This is a genomic window from Agriterribacter humi (genome assembly GCF_009192765.1).
Classification (GTDB): domain Bacteria; phylum Bacteroidota; class Bacteroidia; order Chitinophagales; family Chitinophagaceae; genus Agriterribacter; species Agriterribacter humi.
This window is the reverse complement of sequence record NZ_VOHQ01000020.1, coordinates 45,056-61,918: the sequence shown is the minus strand read 5'-3', so window position 1 is coordinate 61,918 and position 16,863 is coordinate 45,056. Positions and strand designations below refer to the sequence as shown.

Below are 16,863 nucleotides of genomic sequence, written 5' to 3'. Positions count from 1 at the left end.
AAATTAATTGTTTAGTAATTGTAAACAAGACTATGGGCTCATTTAAATTCTTTCTTTAAAATAAGGATGATTAGTTTCTCCAATTCATCCAAATCCTGTGCGGCAAAATAAATTCTTTCCATCTTTACCCCATGATATACGTGTATTATAAAGTTCCTGAATGAGCGGGGTATATGCCAGGGGTAAGTATATTTTGTTAAAATAGCATCGTCAATATGCCTGATTGCTTCACCAATAATTAAAAACTGGTACTGTACTGCGCTTTGAATCTTAATGTCATTTGAAAAAGCTGTTTCATCCATACCTGCCACAAATCTTTTAATCAATTTTATGGCTTCCAGTATGTGCTCAGCTCTTTCCTTCGGTGTTGGCTTATCCATAAATTTTAATCAGATCACTGGTTGCAGTTTGTAAAGCAAAGTCCTTTAAACATCCTTTTTCCACTAAATCTATTTTTTGTTTAATCTCGTTTTCGAGCAAAAAAGAAATATCAAGTATGTCAAACATGGAATAGTTTTTTTTGTTGTTCAGTTCTACCATAATGTCTACATCGCTGTTTAGCTTTTCTTCTCCCCTTGCATACGAACCAAACAGCCAGGCACGGGCTACCCGCCCATCATTTTTCAGAACATACCTTATTGAATCAATAATACTGTTTTTACTTACTTTAGGCTTTGTAATATAATCTACTTCTTCTTCTGCCATTTGTAACGCCTGCAATGCCACTTCTTCATCTTCTACTTCATACAGGACTTTATCACTAAGCCAGGCAACCAGCAAGTCATTTTCCTTAACCTTAAAATACTCAGCCAATCTTAGTACTTGTTCCCTTGTCGGCTTGCGTTGCCCTCTTTCAATTTTGCTAAGTATTGCCTGGTCAATGTCGAGAAAAGCAGCAACTGTTCGCAGGGGTATTTCCTTGTCCCCTCTAAGTTTTCGTATTTTGTCGCCTAAGCTGTTCATTTTGAACGATTTTATTTTGACATAATTCTTCAAATTTAAAAACTACAGCCCTGTTAAGCAAGGATTTATTACAGAAATTTTCAACATTTAGTTGTTACGGCATTTGCTACACACAATATGTTTGCAAACTTTATTTAGGCGCTATTATTTGTTTTTGGGAAATTTGTTCACCCGGTATGGCTTTTAAAAATCATTATAAAACTTTAGGTATTCCGCCCGATGCCAGTTTGGATGCTATCAAAAAGGAGTTCAGGAAACTGGCATTGCAGTATCATCCCGACGTTAATGCAGGAAATGAATTCGCTGCTTCGCAGTTCAGGGAATTACAGGAAGCCTATGAAACTTTGTCTCACCCTTCAAAAAGGACAAGTTATCACAGCGAATGGAAGTTGCGTTTTCCCAACACCGATATCCATCTATCATGGAGCCAAACACCTGTAGCCATTTTAAATGATTGCATTAAGCTGAATAAGCAAATAGCGTTTATGGATATGTTCAGAATGAATAAAGAAGCTATATATCATCGTATAAAAAACATCCTTTCTGAAAGTAATATGAATGTATTGCTGCATCACAAAGATGAAGCCCTCAATCAAAAACTTATTCTGCAGCTTTTATCCGCCTCGTCTGAATTGCCTTTTACATATATCAACACAATAGCCGGCCAATTAAAAATTTTGGCAGGGAATAACGAAGCCGTTATAAAAACGATCAGGGATTTTGTACAGACTTCAAAAAACAGGAATTACTGGGAAAAATATTATCCCCTTCTTGTATTGTCGATTACGCTTATTATCTGCTGGCTAATCTACAGCGTTACATAATAAAACAGCATCATTGTGCTGCAAGCAGGCTGTCTATGATGTCATAATATTCTTTCTTCTGCTTTTCATAATCATCTCCCGTTCCGGGTCCGTTAAACCCGGCATGTATCTTTTGTATTTCTCCTTTCCGATCTATAAAAAGGGTAGTAGGAAAAGCCGGTATCTTTTCTAACTGAGGCAAGGTTTTTTCAGCACGTTGCGGATCACTTACGGCAACCGGGGTAATAAGCACAGGAAATTCTACTTTCAACCGTTTCATAAAATTTCGTACGCTTTGCTGCGAACGGGTAAAATCGGACGTTCTTTCATAGGCCAATCCCACTATCTCTACTCCTTTTGATTTATATTTTTTATACACTTCAGCCATAAAAACCATTTCATCCATACAGTTGGGACACCACGAACCCAATATCTGTACTACCACTACCTTGTTTTTAAACCTGCTTTCATTAATAGAAACAGGTTTGCCATTCACATCTTTAAAAGTGAAATCTAATTTTGGAGGTACGCCCTGCTTTAAAAGCTCAGAAGAACTATTACCGGCTAACGCTGCTGTCGCATCTTTATTGGCTTCCCATATCCTGGGAGCTCCAACACCTGAAATATATTTTCCACCACTGATCTTTTTTTCATCATCAATTTTTGCTGTAAACAATAGCGCATACCCACCGTCAAAACCCGACAGCTTAAGCGAATCGCCGTCAACTACACCTTCGAGGTAGCGATAATCGCCGGAAGGCGTAAGAAAAGAGCCCGTTAGTGCATTTCCTTCCTGCTTAAAAACACCTACAGCCTCAACTGTACGTTTATGTTCAGCATCAGAAAAAGAAGTTGCCCAGCGCCCGGTTATATCAGCCACAGGCTTTTTAACCAAAGTTTTAAACCGGTAGCTTTTTGTACCATTATTTACCGCGGCAAAAGGCATAACCAGGTTCCTGTCTGCCAGGCGTTTGATCCAAACGCCTTTTATCTGGTTATCATTAATAAAAACCGCTCTGAATTGTGAATCAAAAAAAGGAAGCCTGATAAAAACAGAATCCTGCACTATGGTAATATCATCAACGGCCAAACGCTCCGCGGCATTGCGGATGTAAATAACAGGTTTATCTGCTTTTTTATTTACCTCAAAATTGAAAATAATATTATTACCGTCTGCTCGTTCCAGTTCTCCACGCCATTGCCCACCGGTAAGATTATTTTTTTGTTGTGCCTGCGCATGTAACCCACCTATTAACAGGGTTAGCACCCATACCGTTCGTTTCATAAAGTTGAATTCAATTGAAACGCAAAAATACGAAACTTAAAGGAGGCGGTCAGCAATAAGCTATCAGCTTTTAGCGATGGCTATCAACAATGAATGTCACCACTTCACTACTCGTGAAAGACAAACCGCTCATTATTCATCCCAAAAACCTCCAGACTGCACCTATGTCTGACACCTCATATCTGGAACCTCATACCCCAGGCGCTACTACCCCAGGTTATCCAGCATATCTGCGGTTATACGTGGCAGGTCGTATTCGTGTTTCCAGCCCCAATCCCTCCTCGCCACGCTGTCATCAATACTTTGCGGCCAGCTGTCTGCAATAGCCTGCCTGTAATCCTGCTTATAGTCAATGGCAAAACCTGGTATGTGCTTTTTAATTTCAGATGCAATGTCTGCCGGCGAAAAGCTTATAGCAGCTATATTGTATGAGGTACGTATGGATATTTTCCCGGCATCGGCCTCCATTAATTCAATAGTGGCCCTGATAGCATCCGGCATATACATCATGGGCAAAAAAGTATCTGCAGCCAAAAAGCTGGTATATTTTTTTTCTTCCAGCGCTTCAGTAAAAATCTCTACCGCATAATCTGTTGTACCACCGCCGGGTGAAGATTTATAGCTTATCAAACCCGGATAGCGCAGGCTCCTCACATCTACGCCAAAACGCTGGTTGTAATATTTACACCAGAATTCACCTGCATATTTGCTTATACCATATACGGTAGTGGGTTCAATTATAGTTTGCTGCGGACAATTTTTCCGTGGAGAGGTAGGACCAAATACTGCAATACTACTTGGCCAATATACCTTCTGCAATTTTTCTTCTCTTGCAATATCCAATACGTTCAATAAGCTTTGTGTATTAAGATTCCAGGCAAGACCGGGATTCTTTTCGCCTGTTGCAGATAAAATAGCCGCCAGCAAATATATCTGTGTTATATTTTGCCTGATCACCTGCACATGAAGCATTTCTTTATTCATAGCATCCAAAGCAACATATGGCCCTGTGCCTTTTAACAGGTCGTTCTCTTCCCTCAGATCGGATGCAACCACTTGTGCATTGCCATATATTTTCCGTAAAGCCAGGGTTAGTTCAACACCGATCTGCCCGGATGCCCCTATAACCAATATCTTTTCTTTTACCATTGCATCATAATTTTGTCAAAAGTATAAATATGGCTGCTAAATTTCTGTCATGATTTTTTAAAGAAGTACATTCTTAATCCTTAGTAAATAACGTCTGCATCAATCCATTCAAAAATAAAATTGGTATGTAAAAAAGAAAACTTTACTTTAATGGTCAAAATTTACTGCTATGTATCAATTGCACAAGAAGAAATTTTTAGTAGGCTCGTCTTTATTCCTTATCCTCATGATAGGCGTGGCCGCAACAACGGTGCAGGACAAAAAACCTAAACCAAATCTCAAAGTACTTCCCAAAGATATCAGCCATGAGGAACTGGAAAAGATAATGAAGGGGTTTAATGTTTCTTTGGGCGTAAAATGCAATCATTGCCATGCTCCTTCAAAAACAAATCCTAAAAAACTTGATTTTTCCAGTGATGAAAAACCCGAAAAAGATGTGGCGCGCAGTATGATGCGTATGACAGCAAAGGTCAACAAAAAATATTTTAACTATGTGGAAGAAGGGAAAACAGTGCTCACCTGTATTACCTGCCATAACGGAAAGGAACATCCGGAAAGCAAAATAACTTTACCTCCCCCTCCTCCTGAACGCTAATCATTACAAAACTTTCATTTAACACACAATAATGCAGGTTGCAAATACACATGCAACCCGCATTATTGCATTATTTTCAGCACCATTTCTTTCATTAGCGAAGCATCTCCCGTACCCACGTCATTAACGCCAACACTGCGCAGGTTATACTGATGGAGCAACAATAACGCCTGCTCAATACCTGCATACCCATAGTTTTTAGCTGCAAGCATATAATCTTTAATAAAAAAAGGATTAACGCCTATTGCTGAAGCCGCTGATTTCTCATCCTGCGATTGCACGCCAAATAACATATACACTTTACTGAAAAAATTGTATAAGGCTGGCATCATCATTTGTATGGGAGCGGCTTTGGGATTGGATCCAAAATATTGAATGATGCGCATTGCTTTGACTACATCCTTACGCTGCAGAGCTTCCTGCAATTCAAAAACATTGTATTCTTTGCTCACACCAACATACTGTTCAATATCTTCTTCAGTAATGGACTTACGGCTGCCCAGGTTTACCAGCAATTTATCAATTTCATTATTGATGCGGCTCATATCGTTGCCAATATGTTCTACCAGCAGCATTACTGCCTTTCGTGAAATGGTAAAACCTTTTTTCTGCACCTGGTCGTTGGCCCATTCGGGCAACTGGCTTTCGTAAATTTTTTTTGTGCTCAGCACTACGGCATGCTGTTTTAACAGTCTTGATAACTTACTGCGCCCATCCAGCTTCTTTTCTTTATGCGCAACCACCAGCACGGTAGAAGACAATGGATTTTCGACATAAGACTCAAGCTTATCTATATCGCGCATTTGCTGGGCTTCTTTTAATATGATCACCTGCTTATCGGAAAACATGGGATAGCGCCGGCAGGCATTGATCAGGTCGGCCCAATTGGCATCCTTGCCATAAAAAACGGAAAGATTAAAACCAGCTTCGGCATCAGACAGAATATGATGTTCTGCATATTCAACCAACTGATCAATATAAAAATTCTCATCGCCCTCTAACCAATATACCGGTTTAAACTTTTTTTGTTTCCAGTCTGTAATAATTTTTTCAACACTCATGTTGTTAAGTTAAGTGGGTTTATCGGGTGATCAGTTGATTGGCCTATCGGATATTCATTCTACTATGGTAATGTTCTCTTTTTCCAGGTAAGGGATACCTTTAAACCGCAGGATAATATTGGCAACGGTTACAACATCTTTCTGGCAATAGGTTACTATGCGGGGAAGGTTCTTTTCTTCATAATATACATCCTTTACCATGCTTCCGTCTATATCGTCTTTTGGTGTAGCAATACCCAGAACAGCAGCAAGCAATTTAAGAGATACATAATTTTTATAGTCCCCGAATTTCCATAATTCCATAGTGTCTACCAGGTTGGTTTCCCAGGGTTTTTTTCCGCTTAACTGCAGGTAGTCCGGCAATGGTATGTTCAATATCAGCATTCGTCTGCAGATGTATGGAATATCAAATTCTTTGAGATTATGTCCCGCAATTGCAAAAATGCCTCTTTTATCACGAAAAGTGTTCAGCAAATCCACGAAACCAGTAAGCAAGGCGGTTTCATCATCGCCGCTGAACGATTTAATTTTAAAGCATAGTCTGCCATTTGCTTCATGATAAAAAAAGCCTGTTGAAATGCAAATTATTTTCCCAAATTCAGCCAGAATGCCAGCCTTTTGGAGGTAGGATTCGTCGGGCAAAATATTTTCTGGCATGGTTTTGGAAATCTTGTCCTGCCAGAGCCCCTTCCAATATTCTGGTAATAGTTGAAAATCAGGGGTTCCGGGAACAGTTTCTATGTCAATAACCAATAAATTTGTTAAGTTTATCTGATGTATCATATCTCTAAATTTGTTTAAACTCAAAAAAAAATAAACTATGAGCGCTTCAAACTATCCCTCAGCATCAAGCCAGTCTCAACCACCAAAAAAAGATAACCGTGGTATAATATACGGCGTATTAATCGCCGCCTTATTAGGAACCTGGGGCTACATTATTTATGATAAAAGTAAAACCAAGGAAGTAATTCAACAAAAGGATGTTCAGTACGCTTCCTTAGATTCGGTAAGAAACCAGCTTTTAACAGATTATCAGGCTGCTGAAATTCGCCTGGATAAAATGACTTCTGAAAACACAAAGCTCGACAGTCTGGTTAAAACGCGTGATAAAGATGTTACCAGCATGAGAAGCAGGATCAAAACATTGATCAACAAACAAAATGCCAGTGCAGCAGACCTGTCGGAAGCACGGAAGCTGATCAACCAGTTGAACGGAAAAATTGAAGAGTATGTGCTGGAAATTGAAAGACTCCAGGGAGAAAATACACAATTAACAGCCGACAAGCAACAGCTTACCACAGAAAAGCAACAGTTAACAGATACATTGAACACCAAGTTAACTGAAAACAAAGAGCTTTCAAGTCAGGTTGATGTAGGCTCTACATTGAATGCAGCTAACTTTCATATCGCTGCCATTAATGAAAAGAAAAGCGGCAAGGAATCAGAAACTTCCAGAGCAAAAAGAGCCGACAAATTCAGGGTTTCTTTTGATGTGGAAAACAGGTTATCTTTAACCGGCACCAAAGACCTGTATGTGATTGTTACTAATCCCGAAGGACAGGTAGTAAAAGAAGACGGGCTTGGATCAGGATCTGTTACCACCAGGGAAGATGGCGATAAAGAATTTACCAATAAAGTATCTATTGATTACGAACAGGGCAAACGCAAAAATGTAAGCTTTGACCTGAAACAAACCGACAAGTACAAGCCAGGAACCTACAAGGTTGAAGTATACCAGAATGGTTTCAAAATTGGCGAAGGTGCTGTTACACTTAAAAAAGGTGGAATATTTGGATAATAATATCCTTCATGAATATTAGTTAGGAAACCGGAAGTAGCAATGCTTCCGGTTTTTCATTTTAAAACAGGGCTCTTAACGAGGCGCGGCCGATATGCACAGTGTTTGAAACGCCTGCCTTCCTTCCTTCATACTGAAAATTCAGTTCGAGATAGGAAGTGAGCCGTTTCGTAAAATCAACAGTCCATAAAAAATTTTTCCCCGGCAATAAGGCATCAAGCATAATATAAGAAACGCTGGTATTGGGTGTGTTGGCATTCCCAGGATCGGAATACTTAATCTGGCTATAAGTAAACTTAGCAGTAACCGAACTGCTGGAAAGCACATTGTATTTTGCTTCGCTGGTTAAAGAATTAATGATCGCCTTTTGTGCAGCATCTGTGTTCTGTTTATCATCATACTTGTATCCCACGGCTATGCGGAAGTTGGTACCACGGATAAAAGAAAGCCGGGGCTCCATTCCGTAGGATTCTATATTATAATTCCTGTTATCAAAATTTGGCGTTACCAGCTTGTTTTGCCCTTTTTTAGCCAGTAATTCCAGCAAAAAAGACCGGGTTATATTCCATCTGCCTTTTACATTCCACTCATTCACCCTCCGGCTTTCATACCCGTAGGTAAGGAAGGCTTTATTGCTGTTGCGGATATTATTGAAATCCATGCCCCATATATTACTGAAACGGTTAAACGAAAAAGAATTACTGAATACCTGGTTTAATGCAATTAAAGAGGTATCAGATAAAGGCACAGCAAAAGGGTTAAACTGGAGCTTCCCCGAGCTTTCCTTTTTATATATCTGTAAAGAGCTCTGAAAATACAGGCGGGCAAGCATTTTTTGAAAGTTATTTGCTTTAGCTGCATCAATCATTGAATGCGGATTAATGACGAGACTATAATTAAACTGCAGGTAATTTGCCTTTATAAATTCATTGGTAGGCGTAAATATGCGGATGTATTTTGCCTGGTCCTGAAATTGCGATAATTCAAATTCATTCAGTTCGGGGATACCGTTGCCATTATAGTCATTCCATGTATACTCGCCCTGGCCCGGCGGTACCTCCACGTAAGTAAAATCTCTTTTCTGCTCCTGACCTGTTCCCACTTCATATAATACATTTCCATTGATCAATCCCTTAAATTCATTGATAAAATATTCTGCTCTGCCCAATATTGTTTCTTCGGGTTGCTGTGAAGTAACCTTACCGTCAATTACATCCAATTTCCTATACGTAACATTAACCTTCAACTGGTGTTTTTCATTCTTCATCAGTTCGGTATAGGCGTTGATATTGCTGCTCCTGTCTGATGATACCAACTTTGCCTGGTATGGATATTTATCTCTGCGGGTGTAATAGGTAACCCCCCATTTATTGGGCTTATTTAAAGAAGATTTAAGATAGGCCTGCCATATATCATAAGAAAAACTACCGGTAGTTAACGAATCATACTGCCTGTATTGTACATAATTGCGTTCGCCGCTGTAGCCTCCGCCTATTCTATAGTTGCCGAGTTTTGGAAAATCACGCGCCACATCAATAACGGGTTTAAAGTAATATCCCTTTTGTTCCCGGAGGTTAAAACGGGTAATATCAAACTGGTTATTAAAATGCCAGTCGCCATAATTAGCCTGTTGCAGGATGCCATTGCGAATACCATTATATCCATCATCTCTCCTGTAATTTTCAAACTGATACCGGATTGAATTGCCATTTTTACTGTTAAGCGCCACACCGGCGTGAAAAAGGTTTTCAGTTGCGGCCGGCACATCTAAAGGCAGCCCCCATCCCCTGTAAAATTCTACGTTGCGCAGTCTTTCAACAGGCCTGAATCTGTTTTGCACCCATTCGTAACTTAGCTGGCTCACCAATGTGAGTCCTTTTGTGCTTTTTTTCAATTGCCTGCTGTCATTCAATACCAGTTTTGCGGCAAAGCCCTTGTCATCGCTTTTATCTTTCGGCGAAAAACTGTTCACATTATAACTGCTTACCGCCATTTCGGTGCTCACCTGTGTATGGGCAGAAACCATATAATCTGCGCCTATGCTTAACAGTTGCTGCTTTTTAGGGGCAACCAGTAATATTACAGGATCATATCTTCCCTGTTTGTTGTTATTGGCATCCGGGGCTACCCATCTAAACAATTTTCCGTTGGCAGCGCTTGTTTCATCCGGCACATAGTCGCCCATTCCCTGTCCTACTTCCGTAAAAGCAAGGTTATACAAGGTATCGGCAGGTGAAACCGAATAGACATATACAGAATCATGTACCGTATTATTGAAAACAGTATCTACTTTTTTATACAGGATTTTATTTACCGAAAAAGTATCCAATACCTGCGATGGATATAATGCGTGATGCACACTATCGCCAATATCCGCCAAAAATTGTTTTTGCCGCGGGTCAAGCGTTTGATTGATGGGCGAATTTTTAGCATCTCCGTTTGAATAGGCCGCAACCCTTATTTTAAATTTTTCGCCTATCGCGGCTTCATCAAAAACATACAATTGAGAATTGAGGTAGTTCCTGTCGGCATAACCAAACTCTACCTGTATGCGCTTATCTTTTGTAATCATTCGCTTAGGTGTAAACGTTAGTTCAGCGGTATTGTAGTTGATCACATAATCCTGGTCCTCTCCTCTTTGCATCAGTTCTCCGTCAATAAATACTCTTTCCGTACCGGCCAGCACAATAAAAAACAATTCATTGTTTGGCCCCTGTAAGCGGTATGGGCCCTGGTTGCCTTCTATGCCATTAAAAATATTACGGGTATACTTACCCTTTGCAATAGCGCCGCTGAGCAACAGGCGGTTGGTTGTTGAGCGACTAATCCTGCTTTCCCGACCGAAAGCAGCGCCCTGCAATCTTGAATAGTAATTAAGAAAATAGCTCTGCTGCTGGCGGATATCTATATCGCCAATATCAAAATGCCATCCCCCTTTTTTAAACTGGATAAATACCTTATCGAACTCATTCAAATTCTGTGTATTGCCATCCGGCTGAATCGGAATATTGCTGTCGGTTATAGCCGCAGCAATCTGGATACTGTCGGCCAGGTACCCGTTCATTTGCAGGTTCAGGGTAGAATTGAGCACCACATCCTGCTGGTTACCAAAAGAAAGCCCCCTGCCAAAACTTCCGTTATAGTTTACATTACCAAAATCGAAAATGGAGTTTTGAAGTGAATTGGCATCCTGTATAGTTACAGGTGATGCAAGAAAATTATTACTGATGCTGTCAAACCGCATTCGCTGGTATACCGTGTTAAATTTACCCGGAAAAACCCGGTATGTAATAAGCACGCTATCTGCTACGGGTTTTTTCTTCCATATGAGCATGGCGTTAAAAATGTCCAGGACATAGCTATTGCTATCCACACCGGAAATAAAAAAAGTTCCCGGAATGATGCTCAATGTATCTAAATGAATGGTATCTGAAAGGGCGGGCAGTTTTTTTTTGCGCAGGTTCGACAGAGAAGGATTTTGCTGGGCAAGCCCAAATTGTATTCCCAGTAAGCACAACAATATCAATAGCAGCCGGTTTTTCAATCCTTCCTTTTTTGTAACAATGCCTAAAGTTAGAAATTATTGTATATCAATGAGAAAAAGAAGAAAATGCCCGGGATAAAGGCAAAATCCGAAGGGAATGTAAAGAACCAAATCACAAAAAACAAGGACCAAACCTGTCCGCCGTGGCGGATAAAATTCAAATAGCAAATTCGGAGCCGGAAATCCGAAATCCGATCTAAAAGCACCAAGAACCAAAACCACAAAAACCAGACCTGTCCGCTGGGGCGGATAAAATACAAATAACAAATTTCAAATTCGAAGCAGGGTACAACCGTAAATCTTTCTTGCTTGCCCCATCCGGCTGGTGTCATCCCCGCCTGAATGCCAGCCCGAAAAGAATCATTCTGGCGGGGCTAAGTCGGGTGGGCGAATGATTTGTTGAGTCGGGCGTGAAACAATCCGAAGCGACCGCTCACCACTCACTTTCGCATTTTTACATTTCCACCCGCCTGTTCAGTCGCCCCCCCCGGATGACACCAGTCGGACGGGGGCAGACATTTCTCACACTTTCACATTTTCACATTTCCCACATTATAATTACCTTTTGAATAATATCAACAAATAACACATGGAAAATACAAAAGACCTTCGCCTTGCGGTTTTAATAGACGCCGACAATATTCCTTACCGGCTCATTAGCGGCATTCTGGAAGAAATTGCCAAGTATGGCTCACCAACCTTTAAACGAATTTATGCCGACTGGACCAAACCGCACGTTGCGGGATGGAAAGCCGTTTTATTAGATCATGCAATATCTCCTGTTCAGCAATACAGTTATACTACCGGAAAAAATTCTTCCGACTCGGCAATGATTATAGATGCGATGGATATTTTGTACACAGGCAGGGTAGATGGTTTTTGCATAGTGAGCAGCGACAGTGATTTTACAAGGCTGGCAACGCGGCTGCGGGAAGCAGGCATGAAAGTATTTGGTATGGGGGAACAAAAAACACCCGGCGCTTTTCGTGCGGCATGTGATAAATTTATATATATAGAAATATTGATTAAAGAGGAAGAAGAAGTTTTACCCAAACCTGCCCGCCAGAAAGAAACAACCAAAAAAGAAAAAATACTGAATAAAACCGATAAGAACCTCATGAACCTGCTTACCACCAGCATTAATGACCTTGCCGATGAAAATGGATGGGCATTCCTGGGAGATTTGGGGAACCTGTTGTTAAAAAAGCGTCCGGATTTTGACCCGCGTAATTATGGTTATGCGAAATTGCTGCCCCTCATTAAAAGTTTGCCCGGCTTTGAAATTGATGAGCGTGATACAGGAAGAAAGCATGTAAAGCTGGTATATATCAGGGCTAAGTAAATTGGTATTAAACCTCTAAAGGCGGTCCCACTATTTCCATTTCGTGATCCCTGAACAACTGCACAAGTTCCTTCGGGGTAGGCTCCTTCGTAAGCGCGGCCATAGTTACAAAAAAGTCTTCAAGTTTGCCCGCAGGCTGTAACATCACGGTCATTTTTCCTCTTTCACTTAATTGCGTCCATGCATGCGGTAGTTTTCGCGGCAGAAATATACTTTCGCCGGCACTGAGCTCAAGTATGGTATCTCCTGCTTTAAAACGATAGTTCCCTTCCACTATGTAAAAAACCTCATCCTGGTTTGGATGGACATGAAGGGGTGTCCCCCTTTTGGGCGAGATACCTGTTTGCTCAAAAATAGCCAAATCACCATCTGTATCCCTGCCCGATATTTTTACATCAATAATATTGGCATTAACGCCTTTTAACTGAATGTGCCCATGATAACGGCCTTCACCAGCTTTAACCTTAAACGCTTTCCCTTCACGACTCGAATGTTTGTAAAGCCGTGCAAAAGCTGCTACAGGAGCAACAGACAATAAGGACAGCACAAATTTGCTTCTTCTCATTTTTTAATTGAAGTTCACATATAAAATCCAATCCTCCCATAACACAAAAAGGGTATATTTTTCTCTTTTTAAGCATAACGGAGAAATCGTGAAATGTCTTTTAGTTTTGCACGATGTGATGTTTCCATTAATATAATAAAGCTGCATAGTATATAAATGACTTTAAAAGAAAACGTATACAACCATTACCGGCAACTGATTGATGAAAAGATCAGCTTGCTCAGCCGCACTCTGAACGAGTTAAAAGAGAGCAGCAGCAACGAAACAAAAAACACCGCCGGAGATAAGCATGAAACGGCCCTGGCAATGCTGCAGATAGAACAGGAAAATACAGGCAGGCAATTAAAAGAAGCACTGGAACAACAATTGTTATTCAGTAAAATAGATATTACAGTCAAAACAACATATATTATACAGGGGAGCCTCGTTAAAACAAACAGGGGCTGGTTATTTCTTAGTATAGCTCCTGCAAAAATAAAATTGGATGACGGTACAACCGTGATAGCACTTTCGCCCCAATCGCCTTTAGGAAAACAATTAATGGGATTAAAAATAAAGGATGCCGCTGAAGTCAACAATATCAGCTATGTTGTAGAAGAAATAGTGTGAGAGATTGGTTTAATGAGTTGATACCGCTGTAACGAAGTCTGGGACTCCGTACCGAAAAGTATTCATATCCCTCTTTACACCTCCGACAACGCATCATACAATATTTCTACCGGATGTAAAGCCTTTTTTGATGCGCCGTCTTTGATCTGGTGCCGGCAACTGGTGCCCGGCGCGGCAATAATTACATCCTCCCCCTGTTTACGAACAGCAGGCAGCAAAACCAGTTCGCCTATTTGCATGGAAAGATTATAATGCTCCTTTTCATATCCGAAAGATCCCGCCATTCCGCAGCACCCGGAAGGAATAGTTTGCACAGCATAATTTTGAGGCAGGGATAATATTTTGACCGAAGGAGTAACAGATGACAGTGCTTTTTGCTGGCAATGACCGTGTAAAACAATCTTCCTTTGCTCTTTTGTAAACAGCTCAGCGGTAATATTCCCGGCATCTGTTTCGCGGCTTAAAAATTCTTCAATGGTAAACACATTAGCCGATAAACGTTTTGCTTCATCAAGCAATGCATCGTCTGCCAGGTCAATGTATTCATCTCTGAAAGTGAGTATAGCTGAGGGCTCTATGCCTATCAGCGGTGTTTGTTCATTTATTAATGGAGATAAGAGCCTGATATTTTTTTCCGCAATTGCTTTTGCCCTGCGCAAAAGCCCCTTGGAAAGCCACGACCGACCACTCTCTGTGTGTTCAGGAATGATCACTTCATACCCCAGCCTCTCCAATAATAAAATAGCTTTGATGCCAATTTCAGTATCGTTATAATTGGTAAACTCATCGCAAAACAAGTACACTTTTTTCGTATTGTGCTTTGTTTGCTGCCGGCGATGTTTATTGTACCATTTTTTTAATGTGGTAGTATACAATCCGGGCATGGAACGTTTGGGAGCAAACCCCGCGATGCGTTTTACCAAACCGGCAGTTAATTTACCCGTCATTAAACCATTGTATAACCCGGGCAACAACGCACCTGCTTTAGATAATGTGGTAAAATTGGCAATAAGCCGGCTCCGCAGCGGAACACCATTGGCATCATAATACTGCTGTAAAAATTCGGCCTTCAGCTTGGCTACATCCACGTTGGAAGGACATTCTGATTTGCAACCTTTGCAACTCAGGCACAGATCCATTACTTCATAAATTTCCTTATGATCAAAACGGTTGATCTTGTCTGAATGCGTAAGAAATTCTCTTAAAATGTTAGCCCTCGCCCTTGTAGTATCTTTCTCATTTTTAGTGGCCATATAGGAGGGACACATGGTTCCTCCCGACAAATGTGTTTTACGGCAGTCGCCCGATCCATTACATTGTTCTGCATGTTGCAATACATCCTGGTTGGGATATCTGAAAATGGTTTTAAAAGCGGGTGTTTGCTGACCGGGCTCATAGCGCAGCATGGTGTTCATGGCCGGTGTATCAACTATTTTATTGGGATTGAAAATATTATGCGGATCCCAGGTTTTCTTTATTGCTTTGAGCAACTGGTAATTTTTTTCACCAATCATTTGCCTGATAAATTCTCCCCTCAACCTTCCATCGCCATGTTCGCCGCTTAGCGAACCTTTGTATTTTTTTACCAGCGTGGCTATTTCCTGTGCAATACTGCGGAACAGGAGATTCCCTTCTTTTGTTTTCAGATTGATGATAGGACGTAAATGTATTTCGCCACTGCCTGCATGTGCATAATGCACAGAATAAAGGTTGTATTTTTTAAGTATCTCATTAAACTCCCGGATATAGGCAGGCAGATCATTCACATCCACCGCAGTATCTTCAATTACCGGTACAGCTTTAGCATTACCAGGCAGATTGCTCAATAAGCCCAGCCCGGCTTTTCTCAACGTCCATATTTTTTTGGTATCATCACCATATAACAAAGGGAAATAATAGCCCAGCCCGGCTGCCCGCATTTCCGCTTCTACTTCCTGAGCAATGGCAGTAATTTCTTCTCTTGTGTTGCGGGTATATTCTATTACGAGTATTGCGCCCGGATCGCCCTGCACGAAAAAACGGTTCTTACGTTGCTCAATATTGTCTTTTGTACATTCAAGAATATAATGGTCAATTAATTCACTTGCAGAAGGCCCATATTTTAATCCTATCAAATTTGCTCTTAGTGATTCATCTATGGTATTAAAATGCACACATAACAAGCCGGCTTCTTTAGGCAGGGGAACCACGTTCAATTTAATTTCGGTTATAAAGGCTAATGTGCCTTCAGAGCCGGCAATGAGTTTGCAAAAATTAAAATCTTCTTCACCCGCAGTAAAAGGTGCGGTATCCAGCAACATGTCTACAGCATAACCCGTGTTTCTTCTCTCTACTGTTTTTTTGGGAAACTCCTTACGTATCTCTTCCTGCGTATCGTAATTGCTCAATAAACTGCGTATGCTTTGGTAAAGCTTTCCTTCCAAACCCGGCGCTTCACATTTGGCATGAAAAGCTTCTATATCCATAGCCTTAAATACCGCTTCCGATCCATCGCTCAGCAAAGCTTTTATTTCAATTAAATGCTCACGGGTGCTGCGGTAAATTACGGAATTTGACCCACAGGAATTATTGCCCACCATGCCACCGATCATTGCCCTGTTGGCAGTAGATGTTTCGGGCCCAAAAAATAAACCATGGGGTTTAAGAAAAAGATTCAGTTCATCCCTTATAACACCGGGCTGTACACGAACCCAGTTTTCTGTTGTATTTAGTTCAAGTATTTGTGTGAAATATTTTGATACATCTACAACTATACCATTGCCTACCACTTGCCCCGCAAGTGAAGTACCGGCTGTTCGGGGTATCAGCGCCGTTTTTTGCGCATTGGCAAATGCGATTAATTTTTTAATATCGGCTACAGACCTGGGTATGGCAACCGCCAAAGGCATCTCGCGGTAAGCTGAAGCATCGGTTGCGTATAATGTTCTTATCGTTTTATCGTTATAGAATTCACCTTCCAGGGTTTGCGAAAGCTGCGCTAATTGAGTTGTCATCATTACTTAAATTGCGAAAATTACCACAGTTTGGGGGTATTCATTTCCTTTCGGATAATTTTTTTGCTGCGAAATGTTTGATTGCGAAATTACTTTTTTATTTTTAAGAAATGATGATCATGAAAGCTACCCGAACTCCTTTTGAATGTAATGAAT

The 16,863-nt window shown here is 40.8% G+C and carries 14 protein-coding genes; 5 read left to right on the top strand and 9 right to left on the bottom strand.

What is annotated here, in order from left to right; all coding sequences use genetic code 11:
• Positions 1 to 38: 38 nt before the first annotated feature.
• Both FRX45_RS22240 and FRX45_RS23415 read right to left on the bottom strand, forming a co-directional pair.
• Entirely contained in the window at positions 39 to 380 is a 342-nt protein-coding gene (locus FRX45_RS22240; protein ID WP_152270686.1) for a HepT-like ribonuclease domain-containing protein, read from the bottom strand.
• Positions 373 to 963 (bottom strand): nucleotidyltransferase domain-containing protein, encoded by a 591-nt coding sequence (locus tag FRX45_RS23415; protein ID WP_193311815.1) that lies wholly within the window; start codon positions 961 to 963, stop codon positions 373 to 375. Before FRX45_RS23415 ends, FRX45_RS22240 begins: the two co-directional genes overlap by 8 nt.
• A gap of 176 nt (positions 964 to 1,139) precedes the next feature.
• On the opposite strand from FRX45_RS23415, the gene FRX45_RS22230 reads away from it, so the two are divergent.
• The gene (locus tag FRX45_RS22230) at positions 1,140 to 1,787 is read left to right on the top strand and encodes a J domain-containing protein (RefSeq protein WP_152270685.1); all 648 of its coding nucleotides are present in this window, start codon (positions 1,140 to 1,142) and stop codon (positions 1,785 to 1,787) included.
• A gap of 10 nt (positions 1,788 to 1,797) precedes the next feature.
• On the opposite strand, the gene FRX45_RS22225 is transcribed toward FRX45_RS22230, so the two are convergent.
• Both FRX45_RS22225 and FRX45_RS22220 read right to left on the bottom strand, forming a co-directional pair.
• Entirely contained in the window at positions 1,798 to 3,051 is a 1,254-nt protein-coding gene (locus FRX45_RS22225; RefSeq protein ID WP_152270684.1) for a peroxiredoxin family protein, read from the bottom strand.
• A gap of 207 nt (positions 3,052 to 3,258) precedes the next feature.
• On the bottom strand, positions 3,259 to 4,200 hold the full coding sequence (locus FRX45_RS22220) for an NAD-dependent epimerase/dehydratase family protein (RefSeq protein ID WP_152270683.1): 942 nt from the start codon (positions 4,198 to 4,200) through the stop codon (positions 3,259 to 3,261).
• Between the two features lie 169 nt (positions 4,201 to 4,369).
• Here FRX45_RS22220 and FRX45_RS22215 point away from each other — a divergent pair, with 169 nt between their 5' ends.
• Positions 4,370 to 4,795, top strand: a complete 426-nt coding sequence (locus FRX45_RS22215; RefSeq protein ID WP_226805525.1) for a c-type cytochrome — start codon at positions 4,370 to 4,372, stop codon at positions 4,793 to 4,795.
• A 62-nt stretch (positions 4,796 to 4,857) separates the two neighbouring features.
• On the opposite strand, the gene holA is transcribed toward FRX45_RS22215, so the two are convergent.
• Together holA and FRX45_RS22205 are read right to left on the bottom strand one after the other, a co-directional pair.
• Positions 4,858 to 5,856 carry a DNA polymerase III subunit delta gene (gene holA / locus FRX45_RS22210; protein WP_152270682.1) on the bottom strand — a complete coding sequence of 333 codons (999 nt, stop codon included), beginning with the start codon at positions 5,854 to 5,856 and terminating at the stop codon, positions 4,858 to 4,860.
• A 54-nt stretch (positions 5,857 to 5,910) separates the two neighbouring features.
• Positions 5,911 to 6,639: a ribonuclease H-like domain-containing protein gene (locus FRX45_RS22205; protein WP_152270681.1), complete on the bottom strand. Its 729-nt coding sequence runs from the start codon at positions 6,637 to 6,639 to the stop codon at positions 5,911 to 5,913.
• A 37-nt stretch (positions 6,640 to 6,676) separates the two neighbouring features.
• Here FRX45_RS22205 and FRX45_RS22200 point away from each other — a divergent pair, with 37 nt between their 5' ends.
• Positions 6,677 to 7,654, top strand: a complete 978-nt coding sequence (locus tag FRX45_RS22200) for a hypothetical protein (RefSeq protein ID WP_152270680.1) — start codon at positions 6,677 to 6,679, stop codon at positions 7,652 to 7,654.
• A gap of 61 nt (positions 7,655 to 7,715) precedes the next feature.
• On the opposite strand, the gene FRX45_RS22195 is transcribed toward FRX45_RS22200, so the two are convergent.
• Positions 7,716 to 11,198, bottom strand: a complete 3,483-nt coding sequence (locus tag FRX45_RS22195; protein ID WP_226805524.1) for a hypothetical protein — start codon at positions 11,196 to 11,198, stop codon at positions 7,716 to 7,718.
• A 589-nt stretch (positions 11,199 to 11,787) separates the two neighbouring features.
• On the opposite strand from FRX45_RS22195, the gene FRX45_RS22190 reads away from it, so the two are divergent.
• Positions 11,788 to 12,540, top strand: a complete 753-nt coding sequence (locus FRX45_RS22190; protein WP_152270679.1) for an NYN domain-containing protein — start codon at positions 11,788 to 11,790, stop codon at positions 12,538 to 12,540.
• 7 nt (positions 12,541 to 12,547) lie between these two features.
• Here FRX45_RS22190 and FRX45_RS22185 read toward each other — a convergent pair whose 3' ends face one another.
• Complete coding sequence (locus tag FRX45_RS22185) at positions 12,548 to 13,105, bottom strand: cupin domain-containing protein (RefSeq protein ID WP_152270678.1); 558 nt, start codon at positions 13,103 to 13,105, stop codon at positions 12,548 to 12,550.
• A gap of 156 nt (positions 13,106 to 13,261) precedes the next feature.
• Between FRX45_RS22185 and FRX45_RS22180 the strand changes: the two genes are divergently transcribed.
• Positions 13,262 to 13,714, top strand: coding sequence for a hypothetical protein (locus FRX45_RS22180; RefSeq protein ID WP_152270677.1), 453 nt, complete (start codon positions 13,262 to 13,264; stop codon positions 13,712 to 13,714).
• A 74-nt stretch (positions 13,715 to 13,788) separates the two neighbouring features.
• Here FRX45_RS22180 and FRX45_RS22175 read toward each other — a convergent pair whose 3' ends face one another.
• Positions 13,789 to 16,710, bottom strand: coding sequence for an FAD-binding and (Fe-S)-binding domain-containing protein (locus FRX45_RS22175; protein WP_226805523.1), 2,922 nt, complete (start codon positions 16,708 to 16,710; stop codon positions 13,789 to 13,791).
• Between the last annotated feature and the right edge of the window lie 153 nt (positions 16,711 to 16,863).

Bases quoted from the DNA above. Each gene is read 5' to 3' on its own strand.
- FRX45_RS22175 (WP_226805523.1), bottom strand. From the start codon at position 16,710: ATGATGACAACTCAATTAGCGCAGCTTTCGCAAACCCTGGAAGGTGAA.
- FRX45_RS22215 (WP_226805525.1), top strand. From the start codon at position 4,370: ATGTATCAATTGCACAAGAAGAAATTTTTAGTAGGCTCGTCTTTATTC.
- FRX45_RS22205 (WP_152270681.1), bottom strand. From the start codon at position 6,639: ATGATACATCAGATAAACTTAACAAATTTATTGGTTATTGACATAGAA.
- FRX45_RS22190 (WP_152270679.1), top strand. From the start codon at position 11,788: ATGGAAAATACAAAAGACCTTCGCCTTGCGGTTTTAATAGACGCCGAC.
- FRX45_RS23415 (WP_193311815.1), bottom strand. From the start codon at position 963: ATGAACAGCTTAGGCGACAAAATACGAAAACTTAGAGGGGACAAGGAA.
- holA (WP_152270682.1), bottom strand. From the start codon at position 5,856: ATGAGTGTTGAAAAAATTATTACAGACTGGAAACAAAAAAAGTTTAAA.
- FRX45_RS22180 (WP_152270677.1), top strand. From the start codon at position 13,262: ATGACTTTAAAAGAAAACGTATACAACCATTACCGGCAACTGATTGAT.
- FRX45_RS22220 (WP_152270683.1), bottom strand. From the start codon at position 4,200: ATGGTAAAAGAAAAGATATTGGTTATAGGGGCATCCGGGCAGATCGGT.
- FRX45_RS22200 (WP_152270680.1), top strand. From the start codon at position 6,677: ATGAGCGCTTCAAACTATCCCTCAGCATCAAGCCAGTCTCAACCACCA.
- FRX45_RS22240 (WP_152270686.1), bottom strand. From the start codon at position 380: ATGGATAAGCCAACACCGAAGGAAAGAGCTGAGCACATACTGGAAGCC.
- FRX45_RS22225 (WP_152270684.1), bottom strand. From the start codon at position 3,051: ATGAAACGAACGGTATGGGTGCTAACCCTGTTAATAGGTGGGTTACAT.
- FRX45_RS22230 (WP_152270685.1), top strand. From the start codon at position 1,140: ATGGCTTTTAAAAATCATTATAAAACTTTAGGTATTCCGCCCGATGCC.
- FRX45_RS22185 (WP_152270678.1), bottom strand. From the start codon at position 13,105: ATGAGAAGAAGCAAATTTGTGCTGTCCTTATTGTCTGTTGCTCCTGTA.